We start from the raw sequence: 13,729 nt of genomic DNA, 5'->3' as shown, positions 1-13,729 counted from the left end.
CCTTGTGGGAGAAGGTGGCCGAGCGAAGCGAGGTCGGATGAGGGGTGTTCCAGCTTGGCGCCGACGGCGCTCCGTCACCCACCCCTCAACCGTCTCGGCGCTGCGCGCCGATCCACCTTCTCCCACAAGGGGAGAAGGAAGGGCGCTCGCCGCACTCACCACCCTTTTCCTCTCCATCCTCTTCCTCATCCTGCCGGCGCTCACCGCGCGGGCCATGGAGATCCAGTCCGTCACCTCGCCAAAGGGCATCACCGCCTGGTTGGTCGAGGATTATTCCGTGCCGGTCGTCGCCATCCGCTTCGTCTTTGGCGGCGGCTCGACGCAGGATCCTGTCGGCAAGGAAGGGCTGGCCAATCTAATGACCGGCCTGTTCGACGAAGGCGCCGGCCCGCTCGATAGTGAAGACTTCCAGATCAAGCTCGACGATGCCGGCGCCGAGATGAGCTTCGACGAGAGCCGCGACGGCATCTACGGCTCGATGCGCATGCTGGCCGAGCAGCGCGACCAGGCCTTCGACCTGCTGCGGCTGGCGGTCAACGAGCCGCGCTTCGACCAGTTGCCGATCGACCGCATCCGTTCCCAGATCCTGTCCGGCATCATCGCCGGGGAAAACGACCCGGACACGGTGGCGCAGAACAAATGGGCGCGCGCCCTCTATGGCGACCATCCCTATTCCCGCTCCGATCAGGGCACCAAGGAAAGCATCGCCGCCATCACGTCCGATGATCTGAAAGCCCTGCACAAAGCGGTGTTCGCGCGCGGCGGCCTGCATGTCGCCGTAGTCGGCGCCATCGACGCGGAGACGCTGAAGAAAAAGCTCGACATGGTGTTCGGCGACCTGCCGCAGAACCAGGCGCTGAGGCCTGTGGCCGATATCGACCCGAAGCTGGCGCAGCATATCGAGGTCGACTACGACCTGCCGCAGACCTCCCTGCAGCTCGCCTTTCCCGGCGTGAAGCGCAAGGCGGCGGATTTCTTCCCCGCCGTGCTGATGAACGAGATCCTCGGCGGCGGCACCTTCACCTCGCGCCTGTTCCAGGAAGTGCGCGAAAAGCGCGGACTGGCCTACAGTGTCAACTCCTCGCTCATCAACCAGGACCACGCTAACGCGCTGATCGTCAGCACCGGCACCCGGTCCGACCGTGCGGCCGAGACGCTTGGCATCGTCCGCGATGTCGTCAAGCAATTGGCCGAACAAGGCCCGACCGAAGCGGAACTGGCGGCGACCAAGAAATACATGATCGGCGCCTACGCCATCAACAATCTGGACTCGTCCAGCGCCATCGCCTCGACATTGGTCGAGTTGCAGCTCGACGATCTCGGCATCGACTACATGCAGCGCCGCGCCGGCTACATCAACGCGGTGACGCTCGAACAGGTCAAGGCCGCGGCGAAAAAGCTGCTGACCACCGAGCCGACCATCATGGTCATCGGCCCGAAACTGGCCGGAGCCGGCAAGGGATGAGCCCCACCTTCGGCATCGCCTTCGGCGGCGGCGGCGCGCGCGGGCTGGCGCATATCCATGTCATCGAGGCGCTGGACGAGCTCGGCATCAAGCCGGTGGCGATTGCCGGCTCGTCGATCGGCGCCATCATGGGCGCCGGCATGGCATCAGGCATGGCCGGCAAGGACATCCACGACTATGCCCGCTCGATCCTCGGCCGCCGCGCCGAGGTGGCCAGCCGCATGTGGCGGGCGCGGCCGGGCACGATAGCCGAAGCCATGCAGAACGGCATCCGCGTCAGCCAGTTCAATGTCGAGCGCATCCTGAAAGCCTTTCTGCCCGAGGCCATCCCCGAAACCTTTGCCGAGCTGAAAATCCCGCTGAAGGTGACGGCGACCGACTATTTCGGCCATAAGCTGGCCGTCTTCGAAGACGGCGACCTGCACTCCGCACTTGCGGCGTCAGCGGCCATTCCCGCCGTGTTCCGTCCGGTGATGCGAGACGGCAGGCTGCTGATCGACGGCGGCATCTACAACCCCGTGCCGTTCGACCTGATCGAGAACGACGCCGACATCATCATCGGCGTCGACGTCGTCGGCGCACCGGAAGAGGCCGACCGCAAACAGCCGACCTCCGTCGACCTGATGTTCGGCGCCACGCAATTGATGATGCAGTCGATCATCGCCAACAAGCTGAAGCAATGCCGCCCCGACATCCTGGTCCGCCCGGCAGTGTCGAGATACCGGGTCCTCGATTTCCTGAAGATCGACGCGCTGATGAACGAGACGGTGGATATCAAGGACGAACTGAAGCGGCAGGTGGAGAAGGCGGTGGAGGCGAGGAATAGCGCCGCCATCAAGGGGAGACGGGGCAAGCAGGTCGGGTGAGGATGCATCTCCCCATTCGATCTGAAAGGCTCCAACCGATTACGACTTAGCCGCCACCGGCGCATACTCCAGCGCCACAACGCCGTTGCTGAACGGCGTCGCAGAAATCAATTCCAGCGACACCGGTTCGCCTGGGAACAGCGGCTTGCCCCGGCCGACGGTGCCTGGATAACTGAGCAGCCTGACGCGATCGACCAGGCCATGGCGCAGCAATTCCTGCGCGACGCTGAGGCTGCCATGCACATAGATGTTGCCGCCGCTGCCTTGCTTCAGCGTCCTGACCGCTTCCGGCAGCGGTCCCTTCAGCAATTCGGCAGGCTTCCAGTCGAGCGCCTTCAGGCTATTCGACGCGACATATTTCGGCAGCGCGTTGAACCGTTCGGCAAAATCTCCGGTTTCCGTCGGCCAGGAGCCGGCAAAGATCTCATAGGTCGTGCGCCCCAAAAGCATGGCGCCGCTATCGGCAAGCTCGTCCTCCTTGAACCTGTTCATCTCGTCGTTCCAGGTCACGCTTGGCAGCTTCTCGACCTCGGCAATGCCATCGACGCTGATGAATTCGGTGACGATAAGTTTTCGCATGGCGTTCTCCTTTTGCGTCAAAGGACGGACCGCGCAGGGTCATTGCGACACGCTTCATAAAATATATCGCTGCGCTTCGTTGCAGGGTGGCGCTTTCAGCGCGAGCCTGCGAAAGACCGATACCACGGGGAAGTGCGACCGGCCTGGACTAAACCGCAAAGTTCGGATTTTGATGCACATCTGAAGTAGTTATTATTCCCAAGAGCGCATTGCAGGAAGATCATGGAATTCGGGGTTTTCATTCATCGCTCGGATTCGCGGTACAATGATCGCCCCGCAGAGCAATACCAGTTTCCTCGTCCGTATCTGCGCCGCGTTGAGGCGTGTGTCGGCAAGTGGATCATCTACTACGAGCCCAGCAAGGTAAACGATACACGGGGCTATTACGCTGTAGCGAAAGTCCAGCAGATCATCCCTGATCCTGTGATATCAGACATGTACCTCGCGCTGATTGAGCCCGGAACCTACCTCGATTTCGTCAATCCTGTTCCATTTAATGGATCTGATGGTCTCGTCGAGCGAGGCCTGCTCAACGATGAAGGACGGATTTCGGGCCGTGCCCAATCTGCAGTCCGTGCACTTAGCGCAAATGACTTCAACCGCATCATCGATCTGGGCCTGGATACGAATGAGTTGTTGCTGCCGCGCGTTGATGAGGTCGGCATATCTGCCGGCTTTCAGGATGAGCAGGCGCCATTCGAATTCGAGCAGAGTCGTGATCGCGTAAGCTACATCGGATCGCGAATCGTGCGGGACCGCATTTTCCGTCGCGTCGTCTTACGCGCTTATGACGAGCGCTGCGCAATCACGGGTCTCAAGCTGATAAATGGCGGCGGCCGGGCAGAAGTTTCTGCTGCACATATTCGACCGGTCGAGGCGAACGGGCCTGATGTCGTCAACAATGGGATCGCACTGTCCGGCACTGCGCATTGGATGTTCGACCGTGGATTGATCAGCCTGTCGGACGATTTGGAAATCCTGATCTCCAGACAGGTCAATGACTTAGACAGTGTGCAGGGCTTTATAAACAAGACGCGCCGCGCGCTTCCGCCTCGCCGACAGCTCGAACGCCCGCATCCTCATTTCTTGCAATGGCACCGCGAGCACTGCTTCAAGCAATAAGCGGTCAAAGCTGCCCCGTCCATGGGAAGGCTTTGCTTGGAGGCGTTTGGTCGTTTGGGCGGGAAGACCCCCCCTTCAGTCCTTCGCCCGCTCCACATAAGCCCCATCCGCCGTCATCACCACCACGCGGGTGCCCGGCGCGATGTGGGGGGGCACCAGGGTGCGCACGCCGTTGGACAGCACGGCCGGCTTGTAGGACGACGAGGCCGTCTGTCCCTTGGTCGTCGGCTCGGTTTCCACCACTTCGAAGGTGGCGCGCTGCGGCAGCACCAGGGAAATGGCAATGCCGTTGAACTGCGACACCTGCACGGCCATGCCTTCCAGCAGGTAAGGTGCCATGTCGCCGACCACGGCTTCCGACACCGCCACCTGGTCGTAGGTTTCCGGGTTCATGAAGTGAAAGCCTTCGCCGTCGCGGTAGAGGAAGGTGTGCTCGCGCTCTTCGACATAGGCGCGCTCGACCTGCTCGGTGGTGCGGTAGCGTTCCGAAACCTTCACCCCGTCGCCGATGCGGCGCATGTCGAGCTGCGTTACCGGCGTGCCCTTGCCTGGGTGGATGTTTTCGGCAAAGAGGATCACATAAAGCTTGCCGTCCTTGTCGACGACATTGCCTTTGCGGAGCGAACTGGCGATGACTTTCACCACGGTTTTAAATCCTGCAAGAAGAGTTGACTGGCGTTTGCCGGCTAGTGCGGCGCTGGATGGGGGCCTACCGCATCTTGGCCGCCGCCGCCAGCCCCCTTCCACCATGTTCCGAGCCGCATGACCGAAGCTTCGCCCTGGTGGACGCCTGACGTTCACGCCGACCGCCGCCCGCGGCTGATGCTGCGCAATGGCATCGCCGCCGGCCTGCGCGACTGGTTCGCCGCCCATGATTTCGTCGAGGTGCAAACGGCGGCCCTGCAGGTCTCGCCCGGCAACGAGGCGCATCTGGCGGCTTTCGCCACGGAAGCGGTCGGGCCGGACGGTGCAAGGGCGCCACTCTATCTCCACACCTCGCCGGAATTCGCCTGCAAGAAGTTGATCGCCGCCGGTGAAACCAGGATTTTCAGCTTCGGTCCGGTCTATCGCAACCGCGAGCGCGGCCCCTTGCATCATCCCGAATTCACCATGCTCGAATGGTACAGGGTGGGCGAGGCCTATGAGAGCCTGATGCTGGATTGTGCGGCCTTTCTGGCGCTGGCCGCGACAAGGACAGGGGCGACTCTTTTCTCTTTCCGGGGCCGCGACTGCGATCCGTTTGCCGAGCCGGAACGACTGACGGTGGCGGACGCTTTCACCCGCTGTTCCGGCATCGACCTGCTGGCCACGGTCGCCGCCGACGGCAGCACCGACCGCGACGCGCTGCACGCCGCCTTGACCCATGCCGGCCTGCGCACCGCGCCCGACGACAGCTGGGCCGATCTGTTCAGCCGGGTGATGGTGGAAAAGGTCGAGCCATTCCTCGGGCAGGGGCGCGCGACCATCCTGTGCGAATATCCCGTCGCCGAGGCGGCACTGGCGCGGCCGAGCCAGCGCGACCCGCGCGTCGCCGAGCGTTTCGAGCTCTATTGCTGCGGCGTCGAACTCGCCAACGGCTTTGGCGAACTGACCGACGCCGACGAGCAGCGCCGGCGCTTTGTTATCGAGATGGACGAGAAGCAGCGCATCTATGGCGAGCGCTATCCGCTGGACGAGGATTTTCTCTCAGCCCTTGCCATCATGCCGCCGGCCAGCGGCATCGCACTCGGCTTCGACCGGCTGGCGATGCTGGCGACCGGCGCGCAAAAAATCGAGGACGTGATCTGGACGCCTGTCGCCTGAGGCGCGGAAAGATCTGGCCTATTCGATTCCAGGGATCAAGACTGGACCGTGACCCCGAACCAAGAGACCACATGATCGGTACTGGATTTCAAGGTCAATCGGGAAGATCTACAGTGGCTGCTTCTGAAACGGTCGAAATCGCCATTGTCGGCGCCGGAGTTGTCGGGCTGGCGACGGCACTTCGCCTTGTCGCGGACGGCCGCGAAGTCCTGCTCATCGATCCGAACGAGCCGGGCTCAGGCGCGTCGTTCGGCAATGCCGGAACGATCGCCGAATATGCCTGCATGCCGGTCGGCACTCCTGCGGTGCTGCGGGCGTTGCCAAAGCTGCTGCTTGATTCCGACAGCCCGTTTTCGCTGCGCTGGCCGGCGCTGCTGCAGCTGGCGCCATGGCTCGTTCGGTTCATGCGGCAATCGCTGCCGCCGGCCACCCGGGCCAATGCACTGGCGCTCGCCGGACTGCTGGCCGACGCCCTTCCAGCCTGGGAAGACATGGTCGGGGAGGCCGGGCTGGAGGACCAGCTGCGCCGCAATGGCTGTCTTTACCTCTATCGCCACTTGAGCGATTTTGCCGCTGGCGCCGGCGGCCGGGCAATGCGCGCTGGGTTTGGCATCCACCAAGAGGTGCTGACTCCCGAAAAGGTGGCGGCGCTTGAGCCGGGCCTGCCGGCGACAGCAGCGCATGGCGTGTATTTTCCCGACTCGATCAATGTCACCGATCCGGCAATGGTGATGCGGCGGTTGCTGGGCGCGGTGAGTGCCCGTGGTGCATCGGTGAAGCAGGCAGAGATCACCGGGCTGCAGGTCGAGGCTGACGGTGTCCAGCTCAGCGGACCCGGCGTTCGCATCAAGGCTGGCACGGTGGTGATCGCCGCCGGTGCACGGTCGCGCGCACTGGCCGCGCAGGCCGGCGACAGGATTCCGCTCGAGACCGAGCGCGGCTATCATCTGGAATTCCAGACCGACGCGCCGCTGCTCAACCGACCTGTCTGTCCCGTCGATCTTGGTTTCTACCTGACGCCGATGGCTGGCCGCTTGCGGGTCGCCGGCACCGTCGAACTCGGCGGCCTGGTCGCGCCGCCAAATCCGCGCCGGCTGGCGCTGCTTGACCGTGGCGCCAGGCAAATTTTTCCCAGGCTCGGCTCGCCTGCCTCGCAATGGCTCGGCTTCCGGCCGTCCCTGCCGGATTCCAGGCCGGTCATCGGCGCTTCGCGCGGCAGCTCCCGCGTAATTCATGCTTTCGGGCACGGCCATCTCGGCTTGACGCTGGCTCCGATCACTGCGCGGCTGGTCGCCGACTTGATCGGCGGACGCGGCGATCCGGCTCGGCTCGCACCTTTCGCGGCGGGCCGTTTCGGCCGTTGACCGATGGATGCCCTCGATCTGAGCTAGTGCGCGAAAACCTGCTCCAGCGAGCGAAAGCCCTTGAATTCCAAGGCATTGCCCGAGGGGTCGCGGATGAACAGCGTTGCCTGTTCGCCGGGCTCGCCCTTGAAGCGGACCATCGGCCGTTCCAGCCAGTCGATGTCGTCGCGCGCCTCCAGCCGTGTCGCCAGGCGCTGCCAGTCGTCCATCAAGAGCACCGCGCCGAAATGCGGGATCGGCACGACAATGCCGTCGACCTTGCCGTCGCTGGGGGCCTGTGCGGCCTGCGGCCGCAGATGCGCCGACATCTGGTGACCGTAGAGGTCGAAGTCGACCCAGGTCGCTGACGAGCGGCCGATCGCGCAGCCCAGCACCTCGCCATAGAAAACGCGGGTTTCATCGAGATCACGGACCGGGAAGGCGAGATGGAAAGGCGTCATCGAAATGCTCCGTGCAGGCTGCGAACCGATTTTGCGTCACAGGGTTCGCGGTTTGAACCGTCCCCCCTGCATTTTGATTGAAGCCTATGCCATTGCACAAGCCGGACCGGAACAATAGATGGGTGGGCAACGGCCGCACACCGGCCGCACCAGCAGGATTTCAGGCATGACCGACATATCAGACGCAGCAAAATTGACCGACCGCGTCGCGGCCCTGGTCGAGGCTGCCAAAAAGGCCGGCGCCGATGCCGCCGACGCGGTGGCCGTGCGCGGCCGCTCGACCGGTGTGTCGGTGCGTCTCGGCAAGGTCGAGGCTACCGAAGCTTCCGAAAGCGAGGATGTGGCGCTGCGCGTTTTCGTCGGCGGCCGCGTGGCGAGTGTCTCGGCGACAGCGGCGTCCGACCCGAAAACGCTGGCCGAGCGCGCCGTGGCGATGGCGAAAGTGTCGCCGCAGGATCCCTATCAAGGGCTGGCCGATCCGGCATTGCTCGCCAAACAGACGCGCGATCTCGACCTGTTCGACGCCACCGAAGTGTCGGCAGACCAGTTGAAGGAAGCCGCATTGGCGGCGGAAGCGGCAGCGCTTGCCGTCAAGGGCGTGACCAATTCGGCCGGCGCCAGCGCCGGTGCCGGGCTGGGCGGCCTGGTGCTGGCCACCTCGCACGGCTTCCTCGGCCACTATGTCGGCTCGCGTTTTTCGCGCTCGGCCAGCGTTATCGCCGGCGAGGGCACCGGCATGGAGCGCGACTATGAATTCTCCTCGCGCCAGCATTTTGCAGATCTCGATGCGCCCGAGGACATCGGCCGCAAGGCCGGCGAGCGCGCCGTGCGCCGCATCGGCGCGCGCAAGGCGGCGACCGGGCCGGTCGACGTGGTGTTCGACCCACGCGTCGCGCGCGGCATCGCCGGCCATCTCGCCGGCGCCATCAACGGCGCCTCGGTCGCGCGCAAGACCTCGTTCCTGCGCGACATGATGGGCAAGCAGGTGGCCGCCTCCGCCATCACCGTCACCGACGAGCCGCTCCGGCGGCGTGGCCAGGCCTCGCGTCCGTTCGACGGCGAAGGCGTCCAGGGCGAAAAGCTGTTGATGGTCGAGAAGGGCGTGCTCAATCACTGGTTCCTGTCGACCTCGGCTGCAAGGGAGCTGGGCCTCGTCACCAACGGCCGCGGCGCACGCAGCGGCTCCTCCGTGACGCCATCCTCCACCAATCTCGCCATCGAACCCGGCGAGCGGTCGCCGGAAGAGCTGATCAAATCGCTCAAGACCGGCTTCTACGTCACCGAGGTGTTCGGCCAGGGCGTCGACATGGTCACCGGCGAATACAGCCGCGGCGCTTCCGGTTTCTGGATCGAGAATGGCGAACTGGCCTATCCCGTCGCCGAGGTCACCATCGCCTCGAACCTGAAGACGATGTTCCTCAACATGGTGCCGGCCGATGACCTCGACCGCAATTTCGGCACCGCGGCGCCGACGCTCCTGATCGAAGGCATGACCCTTGCCGGAGCATGACCTGACCACTGCCGGAGCCACCGAAGACTTGCCGCTGCTGCGCGATGCCGCCCGCGAGGCGGGGGTGATCGCCATGCGCTACTTCGGCAACAGCCCGCAAGTCTGGATGAAGGGCGGCACATCGCCGGTCAGCGAGGCCGACCACGCGGCCGACGCCTATCTGCGCGAAACATTGCTGGCGGCGCGGCCGGATTATGGCTGGCTGTCGGAAGAGACAGTTGACGATCCGGTCCGGCTTTCGGCACGCCGCACCTTCGTCGTCGACCCGATCGACGGCACGCGCGGTTTCCTGGAAGGCCAGCGCACCTGGTGCGTCAGCGTCGCCGTCGTCGAGCATGGCCGCACGCTGGCCGGCGTGCTGGAATGCCCGGCGATGGAGGAGACCTATTGGGCGCTGCCCGGCCAGGGTGCTTTCCGCAACGGCAAGCGCATTGCGGTTCGCAAGCTGGCGGAAACGGCCGAGATTTCCGGGCTGAAGCAGTTGACCGACCTGATGCCTGCCGAATGGCAGGCGCGGCTGAAGCGGGCGCCTTACAGCCCTTCGCTCGCCTATCGGCTGGCCATGATCGCCAATGGCGCGCTGGACGCCACTTTCGTCAAGCCGAACGCGCATGACTGGGACATTGCAGCGGCCGACCTCATCCTGCGCGAGGCCGGCGGCCAGCTGCTCGACCAGCATGGCCGCGCTCCACTTTATGCCGGCGAGGTGACTCGTCACGGCGCCCTTGCTGCCGGCAGCGGTGAATTGCTGGCCGTGCTCGCCGGCGTCATCGCCGGTCTGGACACGTGAAAGCGTTTTCCCGGGCGAGATGAATTCATCTCGCCCTAAAGGTTCCAAAGTCGGCGGCTTTGGTCTAGACCTGTGACAAACTCACGATATGTGAAGGACCGACATGGCCGCGGAAGACGGAAAGAAACAGCTTTTGCATCTGGTGTTCGGTGGCGAACTGAAGAAGCTTGGCGGCACCGAATTCCGCGATCTCGACGGGCTCGACATCGTCGGCATCTATCCCGACTATCAATCCGCGCACACGGCGTGGAAAGCCAAGGCGCAAGCCAGCGTGGACAACGCTCACATGCGTTACTTCGTCGTTCATCTGCACCGGCTGCTGGACCCCGACAACAAGGCTGCCGGTTGACTTCGATGGAGCATGACCTGGCGAAAGGGCCAGCAAGCGATGCCGCGCCCACGGGCAGGGGACGCAGCCGCACGACCAAGGCCTTCTGGCGCAAGATTCGCCAACCGCTTGCGCAGTCGCGATTCGTCAAGAACGCCATCGCCAGCCTGTTCGCCCAGTTCGTCCGCTTCGTGCGCCTCACCAATCGCGTCGTCGAGGGATCGGCACGGTTTTCGGGCGGTGCCTATACCGAGTTCGAGCCTGGCATCATCGCCTTGTGGCACGGCCAGCATCTGCTGACGCCTGCCTATTATCCCAAGCGCAAGCCGCTGGTCGCCATGGTTTCGCGCAGCGCCGATGCCGAGCTCAACGCCTTGATGCTGGAAAAATTCGGCATCGAGGCGGTGCGCGGCTCGGGCGGGCGGGAAAATGCCAGGCACCTCGACAAGGGTGGGGCAAAAGCGCTTATCGCCCTGAAAAAGTCGCTCGCCGTCGGCAAGAACGTCGCCATGATCGCAGATATTCCGCACGGCACGCCGCGAGACGCAGGACTTGGTATCGTTCTCCTGGCTCGCCTCTCGGGCCGGCCGCTTGTGCCCGTCGCCATCACCACCAGCCGCCGCAAGGTGCTGGAGAAGAGCTGGGACAAGACCACCATCAACCTGCCGTTCGGCCGTTCGTCGATCGTCATCGGCCAGCCGATCTTCGTGGCGGCCGGCGCCGATGACGCCGAAATGGAGCGCAAGCGCCAGGAAGTGACGACAGCGCTCAATGCCGCGACCGCCGAGGCTTACCGTCTCGTGGATGCTCCGCGATGAGCGGCCGCTGGGCACGGGCCATGCTGTCGGCTTACCGATTCGCGGGTGCGGCAGCCTATCCGCTGGTCGGGCCCTACGTTGCCTGGCGCACCTCGCGCGGCAAGGAAGACCGCTACCGCCGCCGCGAGCGCTATGGCGTCGCCGGCCGCGCGCGCCCCGACGGGCCGGTGATCTGGATCCATGCCGCGAGCGTCGGCGAGACCATAGCCGTCGTGCCGCTGGTCGAAAGCATCCTCGACTACGGCGTCAACATCGTGCTGACGACCGGCACGGTCACCTCGGCGCAGGTCGCCGACGAGCGGCTCGGTGACCGCATCATCCATCAATATGTACCGCTCGACCTCAAGCCGGCGGTCAGCCGGTTCCTCGATCACTGGCAGCCGGATCTGGCAATCATCGCCGAATCCGAGATCTGGCCGATGACCATCCTCGAGCTTGGCGCGCGACGCGTGCCGCAGGTGCTGGTCAATGGCAGGCTGTCCGACCGCTCGTTCAAATCGTGGAAGAAACGCGCCAACATCGCCGAGGCGCTGTTCGAGAACCTGGCTCACGTCGTGGCGCAGTCGGATGTCGATGGCGAGCGGTTTCTCGCGCTCGGCGCGCGGCCGGTGACGGTGTCGGGCAACCTCAAGGTGGACACGTCGCCGCCGCCGGTCGACGAACGGGCGCTGGCGACACTGCGGCGGCAGATAGGCACGCGCCCGACCTGGGCGGCGATCTCGACCCATGACGGCGAGGAAGTGGTCGCGGCTGAAGTCCACGCGACGCTGCACAAGCGCCACCATGGTCTTCTGACGATCGTCGTTCCGCGTCATCCCGATCGCGCCGAGGCGCTTGCGGCGCAGATTTCCGGCATGGGCCTGAAGGTCGCGCGGCGCAGCAAGGGCGACAGGATCACGGCCGACACCGACATATTGCTTGGCGACACGATCGGCGAGATGGGGCTCTATCTCCGGCTGACGGAAATCGCCTTCGTCGGCCGCTCGCTGACCTCCGAGGGTGGCCAGAACCCGCTGGAGCCGGCCATGCTCGACACGGCGGTTCTCGCCGGGCGCAATGTGCAGAATTTTCGCGAGGCCTACCAGCGTCTCCTCGACAGCGGCGGCGCCAAGCTGGTGCGCGATCGCGACATGCTGGCCGGTGCCGTCAACTTCCTCCTGACCAACGAAGTGGCGCGCCACGAGATGATGGCGGCAGGCATTGCGACCGTCGACGAGATGCGCGGTGCGCTGGCGCGTACGCTGAAATCGCTTGAGCCCTACATCCAGCCGCTGGTCGTCAAGTCGCGCCTGAAGGGCGCGAACGGGCGCTAGCGTGGCCTCGGAAGCACCACCATTCTGGTGGGAAGAGCCGGACTGGCGGGTCCTGGCACTGTCGCCGCTGTCGGCCATCTATGCGGCTGCCGCCGGCCGCGGCATGCGGCGGGCCAAGCGTGAGAAGATCGAAGCACCTGTTCTGTGCATCGGCAATTTCACGGTTGGCGGCACCGGCAAGACACCGGTGGCCATCGCGCTCGCCAAGCAGGCCAAGCGCATGCATCTGAAACCAGGCTTCCTGTCGCGCGGCCATGGCGGCTCCTTCGCCGAGCCGCACGTGGTCGATATCGACCACGACAGCGCCCGGCATGTCGGCGACGAACCGCTGCTGCTCGCCGAACACGCGCCGGTGGCGGTGACGCCGAACCGCGCCGCCGGCGCCCGGCTGCTGCTGGAACGGAATGGCTGCGATTTCCTGATCATGGACGATGGCTTCCAGAGCGCCCGCATCCACATCGACTATGCGCTAGTCGTGGTCGATGCGCGCTACGGGATCGGCAACGGCCGCGTCATTCCGGGGGGGCCGCTCAGGGCCAAAATCGTCGACCAGCTGGTTTTCACCAGCGGGTTGTTGAAAATGGGCGAGGGCACTGCCGCCGACAGCGTGGTCCGCCAGGCGGCACGCGCCGGCCGGGCGATCTTCGAGGCCCATACAGAGCCAAGCGGCAAGGCAGGGCTTGCCGGCAAGCGGTTCCTCGCCTTCGCCGGTATCGGCCATCCCGAGAAATTCTTCGACACGGTGCGCGAGGCCGGCGGCGAACTGGCATTGACGCGGCCGTTTCCGGACCATCATTTCTATGCGGAGGACGAACTTGCCGAGCTGGCGGCGACCGCACGCACTGAGGGGCTGGTGCTCATCACCACCGCCAAGGACGCCGCCCGGCTGCGCCACGGCGCCTCACAGGACTTTCTCGACCGGCTCGAGGTGCTGGAGATCGACACGGTCTTCGAACTCGATCACGTTCCCGAGCGCATCATCGACGAGACGCTCGATGCCTGGCGCCAGCGCAAGCTGAAGGGTTAACTGCGCTTACGCAGCTCCGGATGCATCTCGATTTCACGGCGTAGCGAGGCGGTGGCGCTGATATAGGGCTCTTGCCTTGCGACGCTCCAGTACTTCAACTCGTCGAGCGGAATGCTTTCGCCTGTCACCGCGCAGCGCACGAACGCGCCGGGGCTGGTAACCTGGAAGTCGCCATCCAGGTAGCGGATGCGGGCTTCCTTGCCGCCGGGGCCTTCGAAACGGTTCATCATGCGGGGACGCCAGGGTTCATGAGGATTTCATCGCCATAAATTCCCGGCGAGGTCAAGCATGAGACAAGCCTGAG

15 protein-coding genes are annotated in these 13,729 nt (G+C 64.6%); 11 read left to right on the top strand and 4 right to left on the bottom strand.

Annotation, left to right across the window (positions count from 1 at the left end):
- Positions 1-37: 37 nt before the first annotated feature.
- Both LB559_RS03310 and LB559_RS03305 read left to right on the top strand, forming a co-directional pair.
- Positions 38-1,465 carry a M16 family metallopeptidase gene (locus tag LB559_RS03310; RefSeq protein WP_224673022.1) on the top strand — a complete coding sequence of 476 codons (1,428 nt, stop codon included), beginning with the start codon at positions 38-40 and terminating at the stop codon, positions 1,463-1,465.
- A complete protein-coding gene (locus LB559_RS03305) occupies positions 1,462-2,331 on the top strand; it encodes a patatin-like phospholipase family protein (protein WP_013532353.1) in 870 nt (289 codons plus the stop codon). Before LB559_RS03310 ends, LB559_RS03305 begins: the two co-directional genes overlap by 4 nt.
- 39 nt (positions 2,332-2,370) lie before the next feature.
- Here the strand turns inward: LB559_RS03305 and LB559_RS03300 are convergent, their stop codons facing one another.
- Entirely contained in the window at positions 2,371-2,910 is a 540-nt protein-coding gene (locus LB559_RS03300; RefSeq protein ID WP_224673021.1) for a dihydrofolate reductase family protein, read from the bottom strand.
- 222 nt (positions 2,911-3,132) lie between these two features.
- On the opposite strand from LB559_RS03300, the gene LB559_RS03295 reads away from it, so the two are divergent.
- Positions 3,133-4,032: an HNH endonuclease gene (locus tag LB559_RS03295; RefSeq protein WP_224673020.1), complete on the top strand. Its 900-nt coding sequence runs from the start codon at positions 3,133-3,135 to the stop codon at positions 4,030-4,032.
- A gap of 75 nt (positions 4,033-4,107) precedes the next feature.
- Here LB559_RS03295 and efp read toward each other — a convergent pair whose 3' ends face one another.
- A complete protein-coding gene (efp, locus tag LB559_RS03290) occupies positions 4,108-4,677 on the bottom strand; it encodes an elongation factor P (RefSeq protein ID WP_013532351.1) in 570 nt (189 codons plus the stop codon).
- A gap of 117 nt (positions 4,678-4,794) precedes the next feature.
- Between efp and epmA the strand changes: the two genes are divergently transcribed.
- Both epmA and LB559_RS03280 read left to right on the top strand, forming a co-directional pair.
- A complete protein-coding gene (gene epmA / locus LB559_RS03285) occupies positions 4,795-5,835 on the top strand; it encodes an EF-P lysine aminoacylase EpmA (RefSeq protein ID WP_224673019.1) in 1,041 nt (346 codons plus the stop codon).
- A 113-nt stretch (positions 5,836-5,948) separates the two neighbouring features.
- Complete coding sequence (locus LB559_RS03280; protein WP_224673018.1) at positions 5,949-7,199, top strand: NAD(P)/FAD-dependent oxidoreductase; 1,251 nt, start codon at positions 5,949-5,951, stop codon at positions 7,197-7,199.
- A 23-nt stretch (positions 7,200-7,222) separates the two neighbouring features.
- Here the strand turns inward: LB559_RS03280 and LB559_RS03275 are convergent, their stop codons facing one another.
- Positions 7,223-7,639, bottom strand: coding sequence for a VOC family protein (locus LB559_RS03275; RefSeq protein WP_013532348.1), 417 nt, complete (start codon positions 7,637-7,639; stop codon positions 7,223-7,225).
- Positions 7,640-7,805: 166 nt separating this feature from the next.
- On the opposite strand from LB559_RS03275, the gene LB559_RS03270 reads away from it, so the two are divergent.
- The 6 genes from LB559_RS03270 to lpxK all read left to right on the top strand — a co-directional run bounded on the left by LB559_RS03270 (position 7,806) and on the right by lpxK (position 13,425).
- The gene (locus LB559_RS03270) at positions 7,806-9,149 is read left to right on the top strand and encodes a TldD/PmbA family protein (protein ID WP_224673017.1); all 1,344 of its coding nucleotides are present in this window, start codon (positions 7,806-7,808) and stop codon (positions 9,147-9,149) included.
- On the top strand, positions 9,136-9,939 hold the full coding sequence (locus tag LB559_RS03265; RefSeq protein WP_013532346.1) for a 3'(2'),5'-bisphosphate nucleotidase CysQ: 804 nt from the start codon (positions 9,136-9,138) through the stop codon (positions 9,937-9,939). Before LB559_RS03270 ends, LB559_RS03265 begins: the two co-directional genes overlap by 14 nt.
- Positions 9,940-10,042: 103 nt before the next feature.
- A complete protein-coding gene (locus LB559_RS03260; protein ID WP_013532345.1) occupies positions 10,043-10,288 on the top strand; it encodes a DUF4170 domain-containing protein in 246 nt (81 codons plus the stop codon).
- Positions 10,289-10,293: 5 nt separating this feature from the next.
- Entirely contained in the window at positions 10,294-11,085 is a 792-nt protein-coding gene (locus LB559_RS03255) for a lysophospholipid acyltransferase family protein (protein ID WP_013532344.1), read from the top strand.
- Entirely contained in the window at positions 11,082-12,398 is a 1,317-nt protein-coding gene (gene waaA, locus LB559_RS03250; protein ID WP_013532343.1) for a lipid IV(A) 3-deoxy-D-manno-octulosonic acid transferase, read from the top strand. Before LB559_RS03255 ends, waaA begins: the two co-directional genes overlap by 4 nt.
- Position 12,399: 1 nt before the next feature.
- Positions 12,400-13,425: a tetraacyldisaccharide 4'-kinase gene (gene lpxK, locus LB559_RS03245; protein WP_013532342.1), complete on the top strand. Its 1,026-nt coding sequence runs from the start codon at positions 12,400-12,402 to the stop codon at positions 13,423-13,425.
- Here lpxK and LB559_RS03240 read toward each other — a convergent pair.
- Entirely contained in the window at positions 13,422-13,655 is a 234-nt protein-coding gene (locus LB559_RS03240) for a DUF2093 domain-containing protein (protein WP_013532341.1), read from the bottom strand. The genes lpxK and LB559_RS03240 overlap by 4 nt on opposite strands.
- Positions 13,656-13,729 lie beyond the last annotated feature (74 nt).

It is taken from the genome of Mesorhizobium sp. BR1-1-3 (assembly GCF_020165455.1).
Classification (GTDB): Bacteria; Pseudomonadota; Alphaproteobacteria; order Rhizobiales; family Rhizobiaceae; genus Mesorhizobium; species Mesorhizobium ciceri.
The sequence above is the reverse complement of the archived record's forward strand: the minus strand, read 5'-3'. Positions and strand labels throughout refer to the sequence as shown.

What these genes read in the sequence shown, in the direction of transcription:
- LB559_RS03255 (WP_013532344.1), top strand. Translation starts at nt 10,294, where the DNA reads ATGGAGCATGACCTGGCGAAAGGGCCAGCAAGCGATGCCGCGCCCACG.
- LB559_RS03310 (WP_224673022.1), top strand. Translation starts at nt 38, where the DNA reads ATGAGGGGTGTTCCAGCTTGGCGCCGACGGCGCTCCGTCACCCACCCC.
- epmA (WP_224673019.1), top strand. Translation starts at nt 4,795, where the DNA reads ATGACCGAAGCTTCGCCCTGGTGGACGCCTGACGTTCACGCCGACCGC.
- LB559_RS03275 (WP_013532348.1), bottom strand. Translation starts at nt 7,639, where the DNA reads ATGACGCCTTTCCATCTCGCCTTCCCGGTCCGTGATCTCGATGAAACC.
- LB559_RS03300 (WP_224673021.1), bottom strand. Translation starts at nt 2,910, where the DNA reads ATGCGAAAACTTATCGTCACCGAATTCATCAGCGTCGATGGCATTGCC.
- LB559_RS03260 (WP_013532345.1), top strand. Translation starts at nt 10,043, where the DNA reads ATGGCCGCGGAAGACGGAAAGAAACAGCTTTTGCATCTGGTGTTCGGT.
- LB559_RS03270 (WP_224673017.1), top strand. Translation starts at nt 7,806, where the DNA reads ATGACCGACATATCAGACGCAGCAAAATTGACCGACCGCGTCGCGGCC.
- LB559_RS03295 (WP_224673020.1), top strand. Translation starts at nt 3,133, where the DNA reads ATGGAATTCGGGGTTTTCATTCATCGCTCGGATTCGCGGTACAATGAT.
- LB559_RS03240 (WP_013532341.1), bottom strand. Translation starts at nt 13,655, where the DNA reads ATGATGAACCGTTTCGAAGGCCCCGGCGGCAAGGAAGCCCGCATCCGC.
- waaA (WP_013532343.1), top strand. Translation starts at nt 11,082, where the DNA reads ATGAGCGGCCGCTGGGCACGGGCCATGCTGTCGGCTTACCGATTCGCG.
- LB559_RS03305 (WP_013532353.1), top strand. Translation starts at nt 1,462, where the DNA reads ATGAGCCCCACCTTCGGCATCGCCTTCGGCGGCGGCGGCGCGCGCGGG.